This window comes from Candidatus Thiodiazotropha sp. AKAK2, from assembly GCF_058244685.1.
Genome location: NZ_JBSYOP010000038.1, coordinates 92163 through 112286 on the forward strand (window position 1 = coordinate 92163; position 20124 = coordinate 112286).

Genomic DNA, 20124 nt, shown 5'->3' on the forward strand with positions numbered 1-20124 from the left:
GTTGATTATCAATGAGTAAATCTCATACTCCAATGATGCAGCAGTATCTGCGCATCAAGGGCGAGCACTCCAACATGCTGGTCTTCTATCGCATGGGGGATTTTTATGAGCTCTTTTTCGCCGATGCGGAGAAGGCCGCACGACTGCTCGACATCACCCTGACCAAACGGGGCCAGTCAGCGGGCAAACCCATCCCCATGGCGGGGGTCCCCTACCATGCAGCCGAGGGCTATCTGGCACGGCTGGTAAAACTTGGGGAGTCGGTGGCAATCTGTGAGCAGATCGGCGATCCGGCCACCACCAAGGGACCGGTGGAGCGCAAGGTGGTGCGTATCGTTACCCCAGGCACCCTCACCGATGAGGCTCTATTGGAAGAGCGACAGGAGAACCTGCTGGTCTCGGTCAATGAACAGAAGGATGGCTTGGGAGTGGCTGCTCTGGACCTGGCCAGCGGTCGCTTCACCATTCAGCAGGTGATCAGCCTGGGGGCTTTGGGGGGAGAGCTGGAGCGTCTCAATCCAGCGGAAATCCTGCTTGATGAGGACTCGTCCCTGCCAGAGACCATCAGCCTAACTTGCGGCATCACCCGTCGTCCGGTGTGGCATTTCGACTTCGACTCTGCGGAACAGCTACTGAGCAAGCAGTTCGGCACCCGGGACCTGGGCGGTTTCGGTTGCCAGGACCATCCCTACGCCGTGGGCGCTGCCGGTTGCCTGCTGCAGTATGTGGAAGAGACCCAGTTCGGTACCCTGCCCCATATCCGCGGCCTGCAGGTTGAACACCGGGACCACAGTGTAATCATCGATGGGGCCACTCGAAGGAACCTTGAACTGATCCACTCACTCAGCGGACAGTCCCAACACACGCTGGCCGGCATCATGGACCGCACGGTCACCGCGATGGGCAGTCGCAAACTGAAGCGCTGGATCAGTCAACCGCAACGTGAGCGGCAAACGGTTGCCAATCGCCACGCTACCATCCAGGCGTTGCTGGAGTCTGACCTCTATGTGGAGCTGCAGGAGATCCTGCAGGGCATCGGCGATATCGAACGCATTCTCGCCCGCATCGCCCTGAAGAGCGCCCGACCCAGAGACCTGTCCACCTTGCGCGAGGCACTTGGCGCACTGCCCCAGCTGCAACCCCTGCTGAATCGCCTCGACAGCCCCTTGACCCAATCCCTGGCCATGGAGATCGGTGAACATCCGCAACAACATCAACTGTTGATGACGGCAATCATCGAACAACCACCGATGCTGATCCGCGACGGCGGGGTGATCGCCGAAGGGTACGATGCAGAGCTGGATGAGCTGCGCGCCCTCTCGCAGAATGCCGATCAGTTTCTGCTCGATCTGGAGATCCGGGAGAAAGAACGCACCGGCATTGCCAATCTCAAGGTGAGTTACAACCGGGTACACGGCTACTACATCGAGATCAGCCGCAGTCAGTCGGACAAGGCGCCGGACGATTACATCCGTCGCCAGACCCTGAAGGGAGCCGAACGTTTCATCACCCCGGAGTTGAAGAAGTTCGAGGATCAGGTATTGAGTGCCCGGGAGCGCTCGCTGAGCCGGGAAAAACTACTCTACGATCAGCTGCTCGAGCGTCTGGGCGACTCCCTCTCGGAGTTACAGCAGTGTGCGGAAGGCCTCTCCCATCTGGATGTGCTGTGCAATCTGGCGGAACGGGCGCAGTGTCTCAACCTGGTCCGTCCCGAACTGGTTGACGAGCCTGGCTTGAAGATCGTGGACGGTCGTCACCCGGTGGTCGAACAGGTCAGTCAGGACCCCTTTGTCGCCAACAGTGTGACCCTCGACCAGCAGCAGCGTATGCTGGTGATCACCGGCCCCAACATGGGTGGTAAATCGACTTTCATGCGTCAGATCGCGATCATCACCCTACTCGCCTATGCAGGCAGTTTTGTACCGGCCGCCTCAGCGCAACTGGGACCGGTCGACCGGATCTTTTCCCGTATCGGGGCTTCAGACGATCTGGCCGGCGGTCGCTCCACCTTCATGGTCGAGATGGAAGAGACCGCCAATATTCTGCACAACGCCACCGAACAGAGCCTGGTGCTGATGGATGAGGTGGGCCGTGGTACCTCCACTTTCGACGGGCTCTCACTGGCCTGGGCCTGTGCTGTGGAACTGGCCACCTACCTGCGCGCCTTCACCCTGTTTGCCACCCACTATTTTGAGCTCACCACGCTGCCTGAAGAGTATCCAGGGATTGCCAATCTTCATCTGGATGCGGTCGAGCATGGAGACAGTATTGTTTTTCTCCATGCCGTCAGAGAGGGTCCGGCCAACCAGAGTTACGGACTGCAGGTGGCAACCCTGGCAGGCGTACCGAAAACCGTAATCAAGAAGGCAAGGCAACGGCTGCTGGAACTTGAGGCCAGTGCCCAAAGACATGCGGAGCAGCAGCAGAGCCAACTCCCCCTTTTCAACCTTTCACCTGAGCCTGCCGAATCCTCTGCCGTGGAGACCATGCTGAAGCGGATCGATCCCGATGAGCTGACCCCCCGTCAGGCATTGGAGCAACTCTATCTGTTGAAAGAGAAACTGGAATCCAGTGATTCCTGAATTCCCCAAACGTAACAATCACCGAGGTATTTGATGAGCGATCATGTCTATAAAAAGATTCAGTTAGTCGGCTCTTCCCAGAGCAGTAGTGACGATGCCATTCGCAATGCCATTGCCCGGGCAGGCGAGACCATCAGTAACATGGGATGGTTTGAAGTAGTGGAGACCCGTGGGCACATTGAAGACGGACAGGTCGCCCACTGGCAGGTGACCATCGATATCGGCTTTCGCTTGAAGGATTGATCAGGTCCCAAGGCATCACCATCAGCATGGACGCATCAAATCCTGGCTTCTATTGATTTGTGACAGCCAGAGTGCGGCCCTGCCGGGTCCTATGATCCCCCCCCCGTTCGATAGGTAGTACAAATTATGGTATACCCTGATATCCAAGGGTATTCACCACCATACCCAAGCGCTTTGTGGTCGCCTAAATTGTAATGTGACAGTTTGATGACGGAGTCACAACAATGGATGCACGTAAAAACCCAAGAACAAAAACATCCTTTCAGGTCACTTTCATATCCAATGCCAACGGGGTCAGTCAAAACCGAATTATTGCCGACATCAGCCAATCTGGCCTGTTTGTCAACGCACTGAGCGGTTCAAAGCTCAACGATCACTATCGGGTGTTATTCAAAAAACCGGGGCAAATCGAGTCTATGCAATTGAACGCACAGGTCACACGCATAAATAACCGGGGTTCTGCGCTGACTTTCCGTCAACTCGACCCACAGAAGAGCCGTTTTCTGTCGGAGTTGACCAATCCCAACTGGGATGGCAAGGATCTGCTGGAAGGGGTGATCAAACATGGCATTCTCGAAAACACCACGAACTTCGCCGCCTGCATGCGTTTGACCTCACTGCTTAGCAGTGATTATCGCTTCACGTCCAGAAGTAATGGTATCAACTGAGCGGGCTGATCGACGCAACAGTCGATCTGTCCAGGCATAGGGCCTGTTAACACTAATCCTCAAACTCCAGGGAGAGTTCCCCGAGGGTGATTCGATCACCATTGCTAAGCTCAACCCCGCCTGCCTTGATCGGTTTCCCATTGATCATCGGTACATTGTCACCACCCACCTTCAGCAGGTAGTAACCATTGTGACGATGATTGATCAGGATCAGGTCACCGCCCGGTTTTCCAACACTGAAAAAGGAGCGGTCAATCACCCGCTCCTCACCTCTATGTTCACCCTCAAGAAAACGGACTTTTGCTGTGCCATTCTGTGCCGGGCTGCCGCTGGGGGCTGCTGATGGAGCGGCCGGCTTCAGCGCAGGTTTCACCGCCGATAAAGCTTCTGCTGCCACGTCATTATCATCAGCCACTGGTGTCGAGGAAAACGCCGGTTTGACCTGTTGTGCCGGTGAGGGAACAGGCTCTGCCGGAGTAGTCTGAACGGGTTTGATTACCACGGTGCGATCCGGGTCTTCCTCTTCCATCTCATGATGAGGAAGTTGCGCAATATAACGCAGGTTGTACTTGCCGATTTCGATCAAGTCACCATGCTTGAGAAACCTTTTGGTAATTATTTCCCCATTCACACGGGTGCCATTGGTGCTGCCTTCATCCTCAATGGAGAAGCCACGAAAGACGCGTAGCAGAGTAGCGTGATGGCGACTGACCGAGCGATCACCGAGACAGACATCACAGGTCGCATCCCGTCCGATCAACAATCGTTTATCAACAAGAGGAAACTCTTGTGGGGACTCATCGTCACTCAGAACTACGAGTTTTTCCATACATCATCTACCCAGGTATTCAATTATCACTTATTCATTATTCAGTGCTTAATTGTGGCCGCACGACAATCACTGAGATGTTATCGACGCCGCCACAGCGACAGGCGAAATCGACCAGTTCATTCACCTGCTGCTCAAGATCCAGATTTTTGTTTTCAAGGATACTTTGCATTTCATCATCCGTCACCATACCGGTCAGTCCATCTGAGCAGAATAGATAGAGGTCACCCTGCTCCACTTCCGATTCGCCAATATCCGACACAATCTCTGTTTGGGATCCCAGTGCTCTCGAAAGCACATTGGTGGGAACGCCAGCCATCATCGCCTCTTCCATATTGGCAAAATCACCCAGATTAATCATTTCCTGGATCAGTGTATGGTCTATCGTCAACTGCTCCAATCGACCCTGGCGTAACCTGTAAAGTCTTGAGTCACCAACATGGGCATAACGAATACTGTTTTGGTCGAACACACCCATCACCAGGGTTGTTCCCATTCCTTGATACTCGGGCACTTGCTCAGCCAGTTCCAGAATGGCCTGATTGACTGTCTCGATCGACACGCGCATGGATGACCCATCCGGCATGGTCTCACGGGTCCTGCCTACGATCAGCTGGCTCGTCAGCAGATCGACAGCCAGCTCACTGGCCACTTCACCAGCATTGGCTCCCCCCATACCATCAGCCAGAATCAGCACACCGAGATTCGGGTCACCGCCGATTGCGTCTTCATTTTGCTCTCGTACCATACCTTTATCGGTACGCATGGCCACTTCTATAATCAAGCTCTCTCCCAAGTCCGCTTTTTTTGATTGAGATCAAAGATTGACGGATCTGCTGACGACCCCATCAAGATCTGTTCAAACATAAAGGACCAGCCCGGTAATCTCAACTGTGTAAATTACCAGACTAGTCCATTTTTTTCAGGTAGGGTTGGGGCGGATCAATTACCACATTGAATCAGGGGACTGATTTGATATCCCAGCAACCCGGTTCAGTTAGGGCCTGTTAACACTAATCCAATGCGCCCTGTTGCGCTTGAAAAAGCGCCAATCAAGGCGCGAGAAGCGTGGTTTGGTTGTTCCAAATGAGCGACGAGCAACGCTGAGTGGCGCTTTTTCAGGCGCAACCCGAAGGGCTGGGTCTGTTTTTGCGCCCAGCGGCGTTATCATTCGCTCATTTGGAACAACCAAACTACGCTCATTCTCCCTTGCTGGACACAAAAACAGACCCAGCAGGGCGCATTGGATTAGTGTTAACAGGCCCTAACAACAGGCACTCTGTATGAAGCTCCCCAATTGCATGCCAGATTGATCGTTACTGGCTCTCGGCTCCATTCCGACTGGCCAGTTCCATATCCAGCTCGTTCAAAATTGAACTCATCTTTTTGGCCGGAATATAACCTGGGAGCATATCCCCGCTTTGCAGAAAAATCGCTGGCGTACCCGTCACACCCAGCAACTGGCCCAGTTGAAAGTGATTACGAACCGGATTTTCACAGTTCTTGACTGGAATCTCTTCACCCGCCTTGGAGAGAGTCATCGCTTCGTTTCTGTCATCGGCACAGAGTACGGAAACAGCCTTCTGGAAGGATTCACTGCCGACGCCAGCCCTTGGGTACATCATATAACGTACCCGGATTCCCAGATCGTTATAGTCCTTCATCTCCTCATGGAGTTTTCGGCAATAACCGCAATCGATGTCAGTAAACACGGTAATGGTATGTTTGTACTCTTCGGGGGCAAATATAACCATGTTATCTTCACCAATCGACTCGATATAGACTGCCTTGGCCTTGGATATCTTGGGAGTGGTCAGGTCTTCCCGCTTTTCAATATTGAAGAGCTTGCCATTCAGCAGGTATTTACCATCCGAGGTGACGTAATAGAGCTGTGGTCCAACCATCACTTCATACAGGCCATCCACAGCACTGGGTGTAATACTGCTGATATCACCGCTTTTCAGTACTTTATTCATGCCACTACGGACATTCTCAATTTCCGCGTCATGCTTGGACACTTCAGCATACAGGGTCGATACCATCAACAGAGCAGGCACCATGATCACAGCTTTCATAAAGCCGGGGAATGAATTGCCTTTGGTTATAAGTTTCATTTTAATTAATCCCGAAAATTCTGATATTGAAGCGGTAAACCATAATCTGATTCCCGCATGAGTGTGATCACCTGCTGCAGATCATCCCGTTTTTTACCACTCACCCTGAGTTGGTCTCCCTGAATCTGAGCTTGGACTTTCAACTTGCTTGCCTTGATCTCTTTGACCATTTTCTTGGCAATGTCCGTTTCGATTCCCTGCTTGATCACTACTGCCTGTCGTGCAGCATTCAGGCTGGTTTGGGGCTCCTTAATATCCATAGCAGCTACATCAACACCCCGTTTGACCAGTTTCTGACGCAGAATATCCATCATCTGGTTCAGTTGGAACTCCTGTTCAGCCTTTAGGTTGATCTCGCTCTCGTTTTGCTCAAATTGAGCATCCACCCCTTTGAAATCAAACCGGGTACCGATCTCTCGATTTGCCTGGTCCACCGCATTGCGAACCTCCTGCAGATCAACCTCGGAAACGATATCGAATGATGGCATTAATGGAACCCTCTGTGTTGGCTGAATTGGCTGCGACTCTACCACATCCCTGGCGGTTGTTATCAACCTGGCGATCAAATACTTTGCTCTGGTTCTGCAGTGACTTGTCTGGGTGTGATCGCTCAGCGCAGTCTCTAAAACATCAGACAGCAGGTTCTTATTGGTCTGCTCATCACACTGACAGGAATAGGTGCGCGCCCCACAGAGCATCTCGAATGACACATATTAAACCCTTGCAATATCATGAGGTTATATTTACTTCTTAAAGCTTATCAAAATGCAGCTTAATCAACCCCGTGGATGGTGCCGGGCATGTAAGGTTTTCAATCTCTCCCGGGCAACATGGGTATAGATCTGGGTTGTGGATAGATCGCTGTGCCCCAGTAGCAGCTGCACCACCCGGAGGTCAGCACCATGATTGAGCAGATGGGTTGCGAACGCATGTCGCAGCGTGTGTGGAGAGACGGTGTCGCTTATTCCGGCGGTTGCGGCATGTTTTTTAATCCGATACCAGAAGGCCTGCCTGGTCATCCCCTTGCCGCGACGGGTAGGAAACAGATGAGCACAGACTCGAGCACCCAACAGAACCGTTCGTGCACCGCTGAGAAAACCTTCCAGCCAGCCTTGTGCCTCATCCCCAAGAGGAACCAGCCGCTCTTTGCCTCCTTTACCGGTGACACGCAGTACACCCTGGGTCAAACTGACCTGCTCCGGTCGTAATTCAACCAATTCCGAAACCCTCAGTCCGGTTGCATAGAGCACCTCAAGCATGGCGCGATCCCGCTCACCTTCCGGATCCTCAAGATCCGGGGCACCCAATAGTGCTTCCACCTCCGCTTCGGAGAGGGATTTCGGCAGTGGTCTCCCTAGTTTTGGCGCAGAGATACGCACACTGGGATCCGCTTCAATCCACCCTTCGCGCAGACAGTGTTGATAGAACTGGCGTAAGCAGGAGAGTAATCTGGCGCTGGAACGGGGCTTTACCCCCTGCTTACTCAAGCTTGCCAGATAGTATTGCAGATCCTCACGGCGGGCACTCAACAGGCCCCTGCGGTTTTGCTCCCGTAATGCAGCAGAGATTTTTCGCAGATCCGATTGATAGGCCGACAAGGTATTCCGACTCAACCCCCGTTCCATCCAGAGTGCGTCCGCGAAAGCCTCAATTAACTTTTGATCCTCTTCTTCTCTACTCACGACTGAACTTCTGCAATCTGACCTCTGGTTGGCGCGCAGTTATTGCCAATAAATGCTTCCTCCGATTATGGCAGGTTATAGTTGAGAGCTAAATTCCATGGCGGTTTCACAGCGTGGATTGATCGGATACTCGAAATTCTTTTGCTCAGGGGAACCCAGGCACCAATCGAGGCAAAAAAACACTCAATTATTTCCACAGAACTTGTGGATAACTTTGTGGGTAAAGTCTCCAAATACGTCTGGAACCCTTGATCCTGCTGTACCCTTTTTAGATTGTGTAATTTCTATACAATTAATATATTTATTTATTATTCATAATGTTACATCTCTTTTATAATAATTTTAATTAGATAATTTCATTAAACGGTCAAATGCTCGCTTCCCAGCAAAAAGGTGTGTATAAACAGTATTGACAGAAGCCAGCATAAGTGATCTATGGAATGGCACTTCAGGCGTAAGAAAGTTACAGCATTCAAGCCCCAACTAGCCTATGATAGCCCACCTTGAAATAGCCCTGTTATCGGTATGGTATGAGCGAGACAACTGAACCATTCTGGCGCACCAAATCCCTGGAGGCGCTCTCCCAGGAGGAGTGGGAATCGCTCTGCGACGGTTGCGCGAAGTGCTGCCTGCAAAAGCTGGAAGATGAAGAGACCCGGGAGATCTACTTCACCAACGTGGTCTGCGACCTGCTGGACCAGGAAGCCTGTCGCTGTACACATTATCAGGAGCGTTCCATCCTGGTACCCAACTGCATCACATTGCAACCGGAGGATCTGAAGGATCCCTACTGGTTGCCACCAACTTGTGCCTACAGACTGATCGCCGAGGGCAAGGATTTACCTGCCTGGCACCCACTGCTGTGTAACGGGGAGAGTCGCCAGATGAGGCTCGGTGGACACTCCATACATGGCAAGGTGGTGACAGAGTCAGAGGCGGATGACTGGGAACACCACCTGATCGATTGGATATGAACCAGATAGCAACGCTGACTGAGTTTCTCGAGTCTGGCGGTCTACAGCTTAACTATTACGACATGGGCCGGCGGGTAACACCGATCCAGAGAGACGTTTTTGTCAGTTTTGAACTGACCGACACTCCCTATCCCGCTCCGCTTCAGCAACAGGCCTGGTTTGCCCTGATTCTATCGGATCCGCAACAAAAGGAACTCGATCCGATGATCTGGTTCGTCCGCTTCCCGCTTGATGAGCAGGCGAAACTGCTGCAGGCGGCCCGAGACGACTTTCTGCATCGACTGATGGAAAACCTGGGGCAGAGCGCCGCGGGGAAACGGGAGGAGATGCAGGCGGCGATTCAGGACAATCCCTATCTGTTTCAGCCCAAGGAGGAGCGTCTAGCCATTTTCCACGCCCGTTTCACCGCCAGCCTGAACAGACCGGTCTCTCGCCATTATGAACACGCCAAAGCTTATTTCCAGGGCGAGCTGGGCTGGGATCAGTGGTCGTTTGTAGGATATCAGGGCATTGCCGACCTGGCAGCCCGGATCGGTTCGGAGATCAGCGAGGACCAAATAGTCGCAGCCATAGCCGAGCTGCCTGCACCCCCCCTGGAAGCTCTCTGCCACTGCCTGGAGAATGAGTTCACCTCAAAACCGATCACCCTGGCGCTGATCAAACGTGCACGTCAGACAATGAAACAACCGCAAGCGGATCTGAGAATCATCAGTTCGGTGATTCGCGGCATCTCACAATCAATTGCAGTTGAGCATCGTAACGAACTGATATTGAAAGCACTTGAGCATCCTATCTCCTCACACAGCGAACTGCTTGTGGCAATCTCCGGCCGTGCCTGGGAATGTTTGTCCGAGCAGCAGATCAGTGAGAAGTTTCTGCAGCGCCTGGCAGAGAATGAGGTGGGACAAGAGCTTTTCGATGGTGTGCTCAGTGACTTGCTCTACATGCCGAGCAGCCGTACCTGGCTGCAATCCAGCCTGCGCAATCCTCAGCGATCAGAACAATTGAACAGGGCCATCAGCCACTTTTTCGATAGCCTTCGCCAACCAGGCGCGGATTGAGCTTTGCCAATGGCCCCCATCCCTGGAAGCCGACGATCGACGAGTTACATGTTGGCGATCATGGCATCGCCGAAGGCGGAACAACTCAATTCCTGTGGATCATCCATCAGCCTGGCAAGATCATAGGTCACTGTCTTCGCCGAGATGGTGTCACCGAGACTGCTAATGATCATATCTGCCGCCTCGACCCAACCCAGATGACGCAGCATCATCTCGGCAGAGAGGATCAGCGATCCTGGGTTCACCTTGTCCAGACCGGCATATTTGGGGGCTGTACCGTGGGTCGCTTCGAACATTGCGACCGAATCAGAGAGATTGGCGCCAGGCGCAATCCCGATACCACCCACCTGAGCTGCCAGCGCATCGGAAATATAGTCACCATTCAGATTCAGGGTTGCAATCACACTGTATTCGGCAGGACGCAGCAGGATCTGCTGCAGAAACGCATCGGCAATCACATCCTTGACGATGATCTCGTTACCGGTCTTGGGGTTTTTGAAGGTACACCAGGGTCCACCATCCAGCTCGACAGCACCAAACTCCTCTTTGGCCAGCTCATAGCCCCAGTTTTTGAAGGCACCTTCGGTGAACTTCATGATGTTGCCTTTGTGCACCAGAGTCACAGAGTCCCGGTCATTATCAATCGCGTACTGGATCGCCTTGCGAACCAGGCGTTGGGTGCCTTCGCTGGAGACAGGTTTCACCCCGATACCTGAGGTCTCAGGGAAGCGAATCTTACTGACCCCCATGGTATTCTGCAGATATTCGATCAGGGTTTTCACCTCTTCACTACCCGACTCCCACTCGATACCGGCATAGATATCCTCGGAGTTCTCACGGAAGATCACCATGTTGGTCTTCTCAGGTTCTTTCAATGGGCTCGGCGTGCCATCGAAATAGCGTACCGGTCTGAGGCAGACATAGAGGTCGAGCTGCTGACGCAATGCCACATTGAGTGAGCGAATACCACCACCCACTGGTGTGGTCAGAGGACCTTTGATTGAAACCACATACTCTTTGACCGCATCCAGCGTCTCCTGGGGTAACCAGGTGTCGCCATCATAGACCCGGGTAGACTTCTCACCGGCATAGACCTCCATCCAGGAGATCTTCTTCTCACCACCATAGGATTTTTCCACAGCGGCATCGATGACTTTACGCATCACAGGGGTGATATCCACGCCAATGCCGTCACCTTCGATATAGGGAATGATGGGATTGTTGGGAACACTCAACACCCCTTTTGCATCAACGGTTATCTTTTCACCCTCAGAAGGTATCTCAATCTTGTCATATGCCATGAATATTTCCTGTAGATAGATAATTAACTGTGATACTTGCAAATAACCGGGACAGGCCCCCTATTCCCGTGTAGCGATCACAGGAAACTTCTTATTTTCGGCCATTTGAAAGGAATCTTGGCTGACATTGTAGCCATGTTTCGGGATATGTTTATAGGTTGATTCAGCTCAGATCACAAGTACCAAACAGCCATAGTTCTTATAACAAAATCAAATAACCGGCATAACACATTAATTATAAATGACTTTTTTAAATACCCAGAAATACATTAGCCAATTGGTTGTCATGCGGAATCCCGCAAGCTGCATGTTTTTTTACTTGGCAGCAGCAGATTGGGCACGGGAGAAACGGGAATCGGATGTTCCTCAGAGAATCCTTTAAGTGAATGGACCGGAACTTCCATTTTCCGGTCATCGTTGAACCGCCTACTGAGGCATCAGGGTATTACGATAAACCTCGTTGCCATCGACGTCGATCACCGACAGAGTGAACTGACCCTGCTCATCGATCTCTGCAGCACCGAAATTCATCCACTGACGGGCCTCCTGATAACTGCCTACATTGGAAGACTCGGGACCGTAGAAAAACAGACTCTCGGTACCCAGGGTTGTATCGAAGTCACGATTGGGAAACAGCCCGGCGTTCATCGGACCGGTTACCCCTTCATGCACATGGAAGTCGGGATCTTCAGCAAACGGGGTGTAACGGAAGATCTCGGCAAAGTGCACATCGGTGGTAATGAAGACAATATTTCTCTCTCCCTGTTGATGCATAAACTTCAGCAGATCCCGCAGCTCCTGTTCAAACCCTCTGGGCTGATCGAAGTCGGCCCAGCCATCCCGTCCGTTTTCCACGGGAAATCCGGTCGGGATTGAGATCGGCACGCTGGAGACAATGACCTTCCAGGTTGCATCACTCTGTTTGATGGTCTGTTTGACCCAAGTGAGCTGCTCCCGACCCAACATGGTCTTGACCAGCACCTCATCGTCCGCTTCAAGATTGGCATCACGATACTGGCGATTATCCAGTACGATCAGCTCCAAATGCTGGCCCCAGCGGATATTGCGGTATAAACGACCCGGTGTACGCGAGGACTCGGCGATCGGATTGTAATCGAGGAAGGCCTGCAGACCCATTGGCAACAGATGCTCACCTGGCGTATAGGGAGCGGTATCCCGGGTATCGTGCAATGGACCGAAATCGTTGACCACCTCATGATCGTCCCAGATGGCGACATAGGGCGTCTGGCGAAGCATCTCGTTGTAGTTCAGCTCTTCCCGGTTGTACTTCCAATGCGCCCAGTAGTTGTCCAGATCAGCCGATTGAATGAAATCCCCGGCAATCTGTTGATTGCCATAGCGTCCCACCGCTTCACACACCCCGTCGGCGTAGATCATGTCGCCCAGGCCGATGAAGAAGTCAGGCTTCAGATCGTTGACCGCGGCAAAGATTGGAAATCCTTCGTCCGCATCTCGACAGACATTCTGTCCGGCCACATCACCTCCCCAGGCAAAACTGACCTCCGCTTTACTGTTTGCCTTGGGTGCGGTTTTAAAATGTCCCGACTCAGAATTGTCATCATCGCGACTGCGTTTCGACTCTGTAAACCAGACTTTATACTCATAATCTTTATCGGCCTTGAGTCCGTTGAAAAGCACCTTACCGGTGTAGTCCCCACGGGCATCCACCTTGACGGTCTTCACTTTCTTACCCCGAACCGGACCGTCGATTTTGACATGCATGTAACCCTCACCGTCTGTACGTGACCAGATCACGGCAGAACGGCCAGTGACATCACCACTGGCCACACCATGGGTAACCGGCATCGCTTCATCACCACCGGCAGAAACCGTCGTCGTAGCCGCCGCGCCAATGGCCAGCATCAGACTAAGCATGAGTGAGTTGTATTTCATTGTTGCACTCTCCATATGGTCATAAAAAGTCCGGCAACCAGACAGACTGTTGTCGTCTGTTGAATAGCATTCAGTGCTGAAAGTGATCCATCTGGTCGTCGGTCAATAGAAGGAGTGCTAAGTAAATCGTGTGACTGTTGCCTGGAAATGATGATTCGGTTAAAACTGGATGATCATTCCTTAGTTGTTGTTTAAGCTTCTTTTTTAGGTCTGTTTTGCGACTGCTATACTTTCAGAATGCCGTAACATGAGTATCAATAAACCACCATTTTGTTAACATGAATGACATTGAAACCAAGTTCTGCAAACCATTTAAACTTGCAATGCTTTGCTGGAGACATTGATGTCATTTCCAAGCCCCCGCTCACTCATCTGTTGCACACTTACCATACTTCTCACACTGTTGATCGGCTGTAACTCATCGAACAACTCGTCCAGCGACAATGGCGGCAATTCAACCACGCAAAGCTCAGCCAAACTGAGTCAATTCGAAAGCTGTGAAAGCTTGAAGAGCTATCTGATCAACACGGCTGAACAACAGAATCTCTTAACCAACTATGTCGCGGAATTGCCGGTATCCGTTGATGATGCGACCGATTCCCCGGAACCGATCTCATTCGAGGAGGAGCAACCGGCTGTCCAGGAGGTCACCGGCACCAATAACCAGGTCGCCGGCGTGGATGAAGCGGACTTCATCAAAACGGATGGCAACCATACCTATCTCCTCTCCGGCAACTACTTCATGGTGCTGCAGACCTGGCCTGCTGCCGAAAGCCGGGAACTATCGAGAACCGAAATAGACGGCACCCCAAGGGACCTATTGGTATATGAAGACACTGCCTGGGTCGTGAGTGAAATCCATCAGGATGCCTATGAGGATTTCGAGGAGAGTCTGAATGGGGATTTCGCGCCGCGGATCGCTCTGATGACCAAAATCACCATGCTGCAGATCAGCGATCCGCAACAACCTGTGGTGATCAGGGAGACGGTGCTGGAGTCGATCTACATGGATGCCCTGCGGATCGACCAACAGGTCTACCTGGTGGTTTCCACACAACTCGATCTGACTGGCGTGATTGATGATCCGGAGGGTGTGGAAGTTGAGCAGCTGCTACCGATGATGGCGGATAACACCACCCCCGCAGATCAAATCGATAGTGTCAGTACCGTGATCAGTGGTTGTAACGAGATCTATCACCCGGAAAACGTCACCGGCACAGGTACGGTCACCATACTCGGCTTCGACCTGGAGAATCCCTTGGCTGAATTGACCAGTGCGAGCATCCTGGCCAACAGCGGCATGGTCTATGCCAGTCAGGATAACCTCTATCTCGCCACGATCGAGGATGACAACTGGCTCTGGTTTCCGGTCATGGAGGGCGATGACTATCCAACCCCATCCACCAAAATACATAAGTTCAGCCTCGCGGGATCACCACAGTATCTTGCTTCCGGCAGTGTGGACGGTCATCTGTTGAACAAGTTCGCCATGGATGAATACCAGGGAGTACTCCGGGTGGTCACCACAGAACTGAACTGGTGGAGAGACGAGGATCCTGAAAACCGTCTGTTTGTTTTGCAGCAATCGAATAACCAGCTGGAGAAACAGGCAGAGCTCAGTGGTCTGGGTAAACCTGGTGAGCGCGTCTTTGCCGTCCGCTTTGATCAGCAGCGGGGCTATGTTGTGACGTTTGAGCAGATCGACCCGCTGATCACCCTGAATCTCAGTGATTCAAGCAACCCCCAGGTGGCCGGAGAGCTGGAGGTACCCGGGTTTTCAACCTATCTGCATCCGATTGAAGGAGATCGTTTGCTCGCCATCGGGCAACAGGACACCTCGATCAAACTGAGTCTGTTTGATGTCAGCACACTCTCCCAACCGATACTCTTGTCAGAACATCTGATCGGCCAGGGGAGTTACAGCGAAGCACAGTATGACCATCAAGCCTTCACCTGGTTTGAACAGGAGAAGATGCTGGCCATTCCGGTCACCCAGTGGAACAGTGTGACCGATAGTACAGACTTCGGTTTGAGTGATATCTTCAATGGCCTGGAGCTGTTCAGGGTCACTGCCGAATCCGGTATCCAACCCTATGCCGCAATCGATCACGATTTCTTCTATGAAGATCCAGATAATGGTAACTGGTTCTATCCGGAAGGCATTCGCAGAAGCTTCTTTGTCTCCGACGACCAGATGAACAGTTACATCTACTCGATCAGCAGCCGCGGCATGCTGGTTAATGATCTTGCTTCACCGGAGAGTATTATCAGTTCCATCGAGCTGCCCTATACTGATCCTGTTTTCTATCTGTTCTGAAGCAGAGCAAGAGATGACTATCCGTATCGGCTAGACGCTTTTCCGAAAGCCCCCATTCAGTGGGATGGTTAGGAGTAAACTGTTTGTGCGATTTTGTTGGAGCAGTGCCGGTTAGAGTGATCAATAGCTGCTCAGACGACCCTACATGACATTGCACGCTTCGTTCAGTGTGACGTGCCAGCAGGTCGAAGCGCTGTTTCCACTCTGGATTCTTCTCAATATTGATGCGCAGATTTTCGACTACTTCTTCTAGATAGGGTGCCGGTTTCTCCCCCCAGAACCTGATATTTTTGTAACCTGAAACTTGTACACTCTCACAGTAATGTTCAGCCGGAGCGGGATATTGTCGCTGCACGGAACGGCATCCGGAGATCAACAGAAAAATCAGCACAAGCCATAGCAATTTGATCAAAACAGACTGGCAGTCAGGGTATTTCAGGGCGCTTATAACACGCATTCGTGTGATGATATGCAAGATATTCTAATGGCTTTCAATAAATAAAGAGGTTCTGATTTTTCATGTTACACCATTCAGACCTATGCCCACTCGGGTGCAGACTCATCTCATTGGAGCGCTGTATTCTGATTGCTCACGTTGTTGCCGCTTCTATCTATCTTTAATATGGAACCATTATACAGTGGTGTACCCCAGCCTAGGGCCTGTTAACCATTTACATTGATTCGCGTTCACTAGCGGACTGATTTTTTTTCATTCGAATGAAAGGAATCAGAAAGCCCCCAAAAGAAAAAGCGGATAACGTCCCTGTTACCCGCCTTTCTGTCTCAGGACCAAAAAACGGGTCCTGACAGATTTAGCCGATTATCTGGATGACTTCACCAGATCGATCCACACCAACCGATGATCGGAGCCGGGAAAGGGCCAGTCGCCGACCAGATCGAACAAGGGATCCGATGCGGCGGGCCAGAACACGCCAGCACCCAGCATCTTCAGGTTATGTGAAGGCAGAACATAGTCGACCCGCAGGTTGCCAGGCGAACCGTCGGTAAAATCGGCGGTATCGAAATCCGCACCGCCGATATGGCTCAGATTGGCGCCTGCCTGTCTGATCAGGGCATCCGCCCCACCAGCACTGACCGGTGTAATGGCTGTATTGACCAATGGATTGGCCAGCAACTTTGCGGTTGGGTTGGCAGTGCTGTCCCCATCGTGCGGATCGGCATTCAGGTCACCCATGATGACAAACCGCTCGTTGGCCGGCAGCCCTCCAGCCACCCCCTCATCGTCATAGATATATTCCGCACCGGAGATGTAATCGCTCCAGAAACGGATCTCATCATGGTTGCGGCGACCGTTTCTGTCTTCCGGACCATCGAATACCGGAGGCGTCGGATGGCTTGCCAGGACATGGATCAGCTTGCCTTTCACCTTCACCGGAATATCCCAGTGGCTCTTTGATGAGAGTCTCAACACCGATTTCTCATCCTCGCTGTACCACGCTTCAGGCAGCATTGAATCCGGCATGTCTTTCCACAGAAACTTCTGGAACAGACGGACTTTATTGTATTTGATTGGATAACGGGATAGCAGCACCATGCCGTACTGACCTGGAAAGAAACCAAAACCCTGGGCATCACCCGGTCCATCCAAACTACCGTCGTTATCCATATCAAAACCTGTGGGGATGCCGGTATTGGACTCGGCCACATAGACATGTTTGTAGCGTATCCGTTTCTGACCATTCTGACGTTTCATCAGATAGTTCTTCCGGAAGAGCTTGATCGCTTCATGCTCGTCATCGAAATCAAACTCGTTCAGCAGCAACACATCCGGCCGTACACGCTGAATGATCTCCGCAATGGTTTTGGCCTGTGGATTATCAGGTGTGGAGAGATCCGCGATCAGTTCACCTGGATTGGAACGATTCAATGAGGCGTTGAAAGTGGCAAACCGCACACGCTTCTTTTCAGACAATTCCAGCCGCAAAACCGCTGGATCATGATCACTGGCCGCATCATGGAATTCTGTATTCAGATGAACCAGATCGTACTCGGCATGTTGTGCCAGATTGTGTGTCAACAGAATATGGTCGAGTGCCTGGGCATTACCCTGGTAGTTGTAACTGTAACGCTCCTCAACCGGCAGAGTCTCCGTCAGATTGGCCAATAGGGGACTCTCATCCCCTTTCAGTGCACGGATCGGATCCATGAATTCAAATTCATTCAGATCACCCAACACGATCACTCTGGCTTGTGGGTCCTCTTCCTGCAGTGCGGCAACAAAACCATTGATAACTCTTGCCTGGGCCAGCCGTTCATCCTCACTGCCGTTAACCGGAGGCTGTACGGAACCGAACAGTGGTGTACTGCCCCCCTTGGAAGAGAAGTGATTGTTGATCAGATGGATTTCATGATCCGCAGCTTCAAAACGTGTATAGAGCGGTTTACGACTGTTGGCAAAGGCGTCTCCATCGGATAGATCCTGATCCGTCAGCCTGCTGACCGACTCCCTGTCGGCTTCGACAGTTTCCGGATTATAGAGAAAGGCTACCCGAATATTGCCACCGGGCTGTCCCCCATCCTGATTATTTTCAGGTGGATTATCGATGTAATCATAGTTGGGTCCGCCGGCGGTTCGAATCGCGGCCACCAGCAGCCTCAGTGTCTCATCAGCATCCACAATTCCATCATCGGCGGATCCCGAACTGTCCTGTATCTCCTGCAAGCCAATGATATCGGGAGATTGCAGTTGGTTGACAATCTGCTCGGCCAGACGATCAAAACGGCCATCGGCCAGATCCTGATCACCATCTTCATCATTCGGGTCAAGATTCAGAACATTGTAGCTTGCCACGGTCAACTGACGTTCACCCTCGGTTACCAGACGGGTCTGCTCAGCCTGCAGATAATTATCCGTACGCAAGAAGTCTTCTGTGGGATAGACCTCGAAATTACCGTATGAATAGCCCACCACCCCGGTAACGTCACCGAGTTGATCACCGCTATTCACATTGACATGGAAATCATGTATTCCGCTGTCAAAATCGATCTGGACTCTTTCAGGATTGAAGTCGTCCGGTTTGATCGTGATACCACCGCGAAGGTTACGACCCGATGCATCCTCACCATTGTTGGCCAAGGTGAAGATCTCACCATACCGGTTGGTTGGTGATACGGCGACCGCATCCTCGATCGTCACCCGCATGGCTTCCAGACTCTCATAGAAGTCGATACCATCATTCTTCGGATCGAAGTTTGCCAGCATATCGTCATCGATAATCTGGTTTGGCGCGATCCGGCCACCACGCCCGATCATCACCGGATCCGGCAGCATATTATTCTGTGATTCGACTGTCACATCAGGGCGATAAAACTGGGTACTGGAGAGATTGCCTGTACCTGCACCACCCGGAAAGTACTCGCTTACCGTGCCGCTTACCTGAACCGCATCACCCACTTGCAGACCATGGCCGCTACCGGTGTAGAGATAGATGGCATCGGAGGTTGAATCATCCCCGTCTCCCAGCACGTCCTGGATAAAGACCGCATTGGAGTCGGTAGCGGTGACCACACCTGTGGTGGTGACGTTCTGTCCTTCATAAGGTGAGCTGTGGCCAGCTCCCTGGATATCATAGATGGCGACAGTGTCGTTGTTATCATTTCCACCGTCACCTGAATCACCACCATCGCCAATCACAGAACCGTTGAGACTCTGACCCAGGTTCAGAGCAGAGACGGTTTGTGTAAGATCAGCCACCCAGATGAAGTCTGTATCCATGACTCCACTGCCCTGCATCTGCATCGACTGGCCAACAGCGGTTGAAGAGGTTTCGGCGACGCCGATATCGATACTGGTGATGCCGGCAGCTGGACCGGAACTGGCAACAAAGCTGCCCTCGTAACTGATGAACTGTACGACTGTACCCGCACTGTCGATCAGTGCCAGACCGTCCGGGGAACCATTCTGGATACCACTGTGGCTGATTACTGTAAAACCATAACCACTGCCCGTGTCATCCGTTAGCACACCGGACAGATCGATGTTTGCATAAGGACTGCGTACTGAAGCTGAACCGTTATAGAGCACCAGTTGCCAACCGCTCAGATCTGTACCTGTTGGACCTGTGATCTCTACAAACTCGTCGGTATCACTACCGGTATTATCATAGTGGATCTCGTTTATAAAGACGGTTGTATCGGCAAAAACCGGTTGGCATGAGGCCGCAAATAGAGCCGCCGCCAGGCGCTTATCGTTTAACATCTGTTTATATCCTTACATTGATAGGGTCAGCTCATCTCAAACTGGCTCACAACCCTATACTTGTTCCATTTCGTGGATTTGAGCATTTGATGACGCTTTTTTTATCTTTTTTCTACAGATCGATATGCGCGTTTTATGACAACCAATTTCTTATCACCGGATTTCACTAATAACCCGGTGATTGAGTATGTGGTGGTATTGATATGCTCAACTGAAGCTT

At 51.8% G+C, this 20124-nt stretch carries 14 protein-coding genes; 6 read left to right on the top strand and 8 right to left on the bottom strand.

The genetic code is table 11. The features are described 5' to 3' along the window. Positions 1–11: 11 nt before the first annotated feature. The 3 genes from mutS to AC4IE8_RS20590 all read left to right on the top strand — a co-directional run bounded on the left by mutS (position 12) and on the right by AC4IE8_RS20590 (position 3493). Positions 12–2582: a DNA mismatch repair protein MutS gene (mutS, locus tag AC4IE8_RS20580; protein WP_490791918.1), complete on the top strand. Its 2571-nt coding sequence runs from the start codon at positions 12–14 to the stop codon at positions 2580–2582. Positions 2583–2615: 33 nt separating this feature from the next. Next, on the top strand, positions 2616–2825 hold the full coding sequence (locus tag AC4IE8_RS20585) for a dodecin (protein WP_068992205.1): 210 nt from the start codon (positions 2616–2618) through the stop codon (positions 2823–2825). Positions 2826–3049: 224 nt separating this feature from the next. Beyond that, a complete protein-coding gene (locus AC4IE8_RS20590) occupies positions 3050–3493 on the top strand; it encodes a PilZ domain-containing protein (RefSeq protein ID WP_068992207.1) in 444 nt (147 codons plus the stop codon). Between the two features lie 52 nt (positions 3494–3545). Here the strand turns inward: AC4IE8_RS20590 and AC4IE8_RS20595 are convergent, their stop codons facing one another. The 5 genes from AC4IE8_RS20595 to xerD all read right to left on the bottom strand — a co-directional run bounded on the left by AC4IE8_RS20595 (position 3546) and on the right by xerD (position 8118). Then, positions 3546–4322: an FHA domain-containing protein gene (locus tag AC4IE8_RS20595; protein WP_068992209.1), complete on the bottom strand. Its 777-nt coding sequence runs from the start codon at positions 4320–4322 to the stop codon at positions 3546–3548. 37 nt (positions 4323–4359) lie between these two features. Next, entirely contained in the window at positions 4360–5106 is a 747-nt protein-coding gene (locus AC4IE8_RS20600; protein ID WP_490791919.1) for a PP2C family protein-serine/threonine phosphatase, read from the bottom strand. A gap of 532 nt (positions 5107–5638) precedes the next feature. Next, positions 5639–6436 (bottom strand): DsbC family protein, encoded by a 798-nt coding sequence (locus AC4IE8_RS20605; RefSeq protein WP_490791920.1) that lies wholly within the window; start codon positions 6434–6436, stop codon positions 5639–5641. Positions 6437–6441: 5 nt separating this feature from the next. Next, complete coding sequence (locus AC4IE8_RS20610) at positions 6442–6924, bottom strand: YajQ family cyclic di-GMP-binding protein (protein ID WP_068992948.1); 483 nt, start codon at positions 6922–6924, stop codon at positions 6442–6444. Positions 6925–7212: 288 nt separating this feature from the next. Then, positions 7213–8118, bottom strand: a complete 906-nt coding sequence (gene xerD / locus AC4IE8_RS20615; RefSeq protein WP_068992214.1) for a site-specific tyrosine recombinase XerD — start codon at positions 8116–8118, stop codon at positions 7213–7215. 530 nt (positions 8119–8648) lie between these two features. On the opposite strand from xerD, the gene AC4IE8_RS20620 reads away from it, so the two are divergent. Both AC4IE8_RS20620 and AC4IE8_RS20625 read left to right on the top strand, forming a co-directional pair. After that, positions 8649–9092 (top strand): YcgN family cysteine cluster protein, encoded by a 444-nt coding sequence (locus AC4IE8_RS20620; RefSeq protein WP_068992217.1) that lies wholly within the window; start codon positions 8649–8651, stop codon positions 9090–9092. Continuing rightward, the gene (locus AC4IE8_RS20625) at positions 9089–10153 is read left to right on the top strand and encodes a DUF3549 family protein (protein ID WP_068992220.1); all 1065 of its coding nucleotides are present in this window, start codon (positions 9089–9091) and stop codon (positions 10151–10153) included. The genes AC4IE8_RS20620 and AC4IE8_RS20625 overlap by 4 nt, the downstream gene beginning before the upstream one ends. Before the next feature lie 44 nt (positions 10154–10197). On the opposite strand, the gene icd is transcribed toward AC4IE8_RS20625, so the two are convergent. After that, entirely contained in the window at positions 10198–11454 is a 1257-nt protein-coding gene (icd, locus tag AC4IE8_RS20630; RefSeq protein ID WP_068992223.1) for an NADP-dependent isocitrate dehydrogenase, read from the bottom strand. A gap of 426 nt (positions 11455–11880) precedes the next feature. Next, positions 11881–13368: an alkaline phosphatase D family protein gene (locus tag AC4IE8_RS20635; protein WP_068992226.1), complete on the bottom strand. Its 1488-nt coding sequence runs from the start codon at positions 13366–13368 to the stop codon at positions 11881–11883. A gap of 343 nt (positions 13369–13711) precedes the next feature. Between AC4IE8_RS20635 and AC4IE8_RS20640 the strand changes: the two genes are divergently transcribed. Beyond that, complete coding sequence (locus AC4IE8_RS20640) at positions 13712–15685, top strand: beta-propeller domain-containing protein (RefSeq protein ID WP_490791921.1); 1974 nt, start codon at positions 13712–13714, stop codon at positions 15683–15685. 820 nt (positions 15686–16505) lie between these two features. On the opposite strand, the gene AC4IE8_RS20645 is transcribed toward AC4IE8_RS20640, so the two are convergent. After that, the gene (locus AC4IE8_RS20645; RefSeq protein ID WP_490791922.1) at positions 16506–19904 is read right to left on the bottom strand and encodes an endonuclease/exonuclease/phosphatase family protein; all 3399 of its coding nucleotides are present in this window, start codon (positions 19902–19904) and stop codon (positions 16506–16508) included. Positions 19905–20124: the final 220 nt, after the last annotated feature.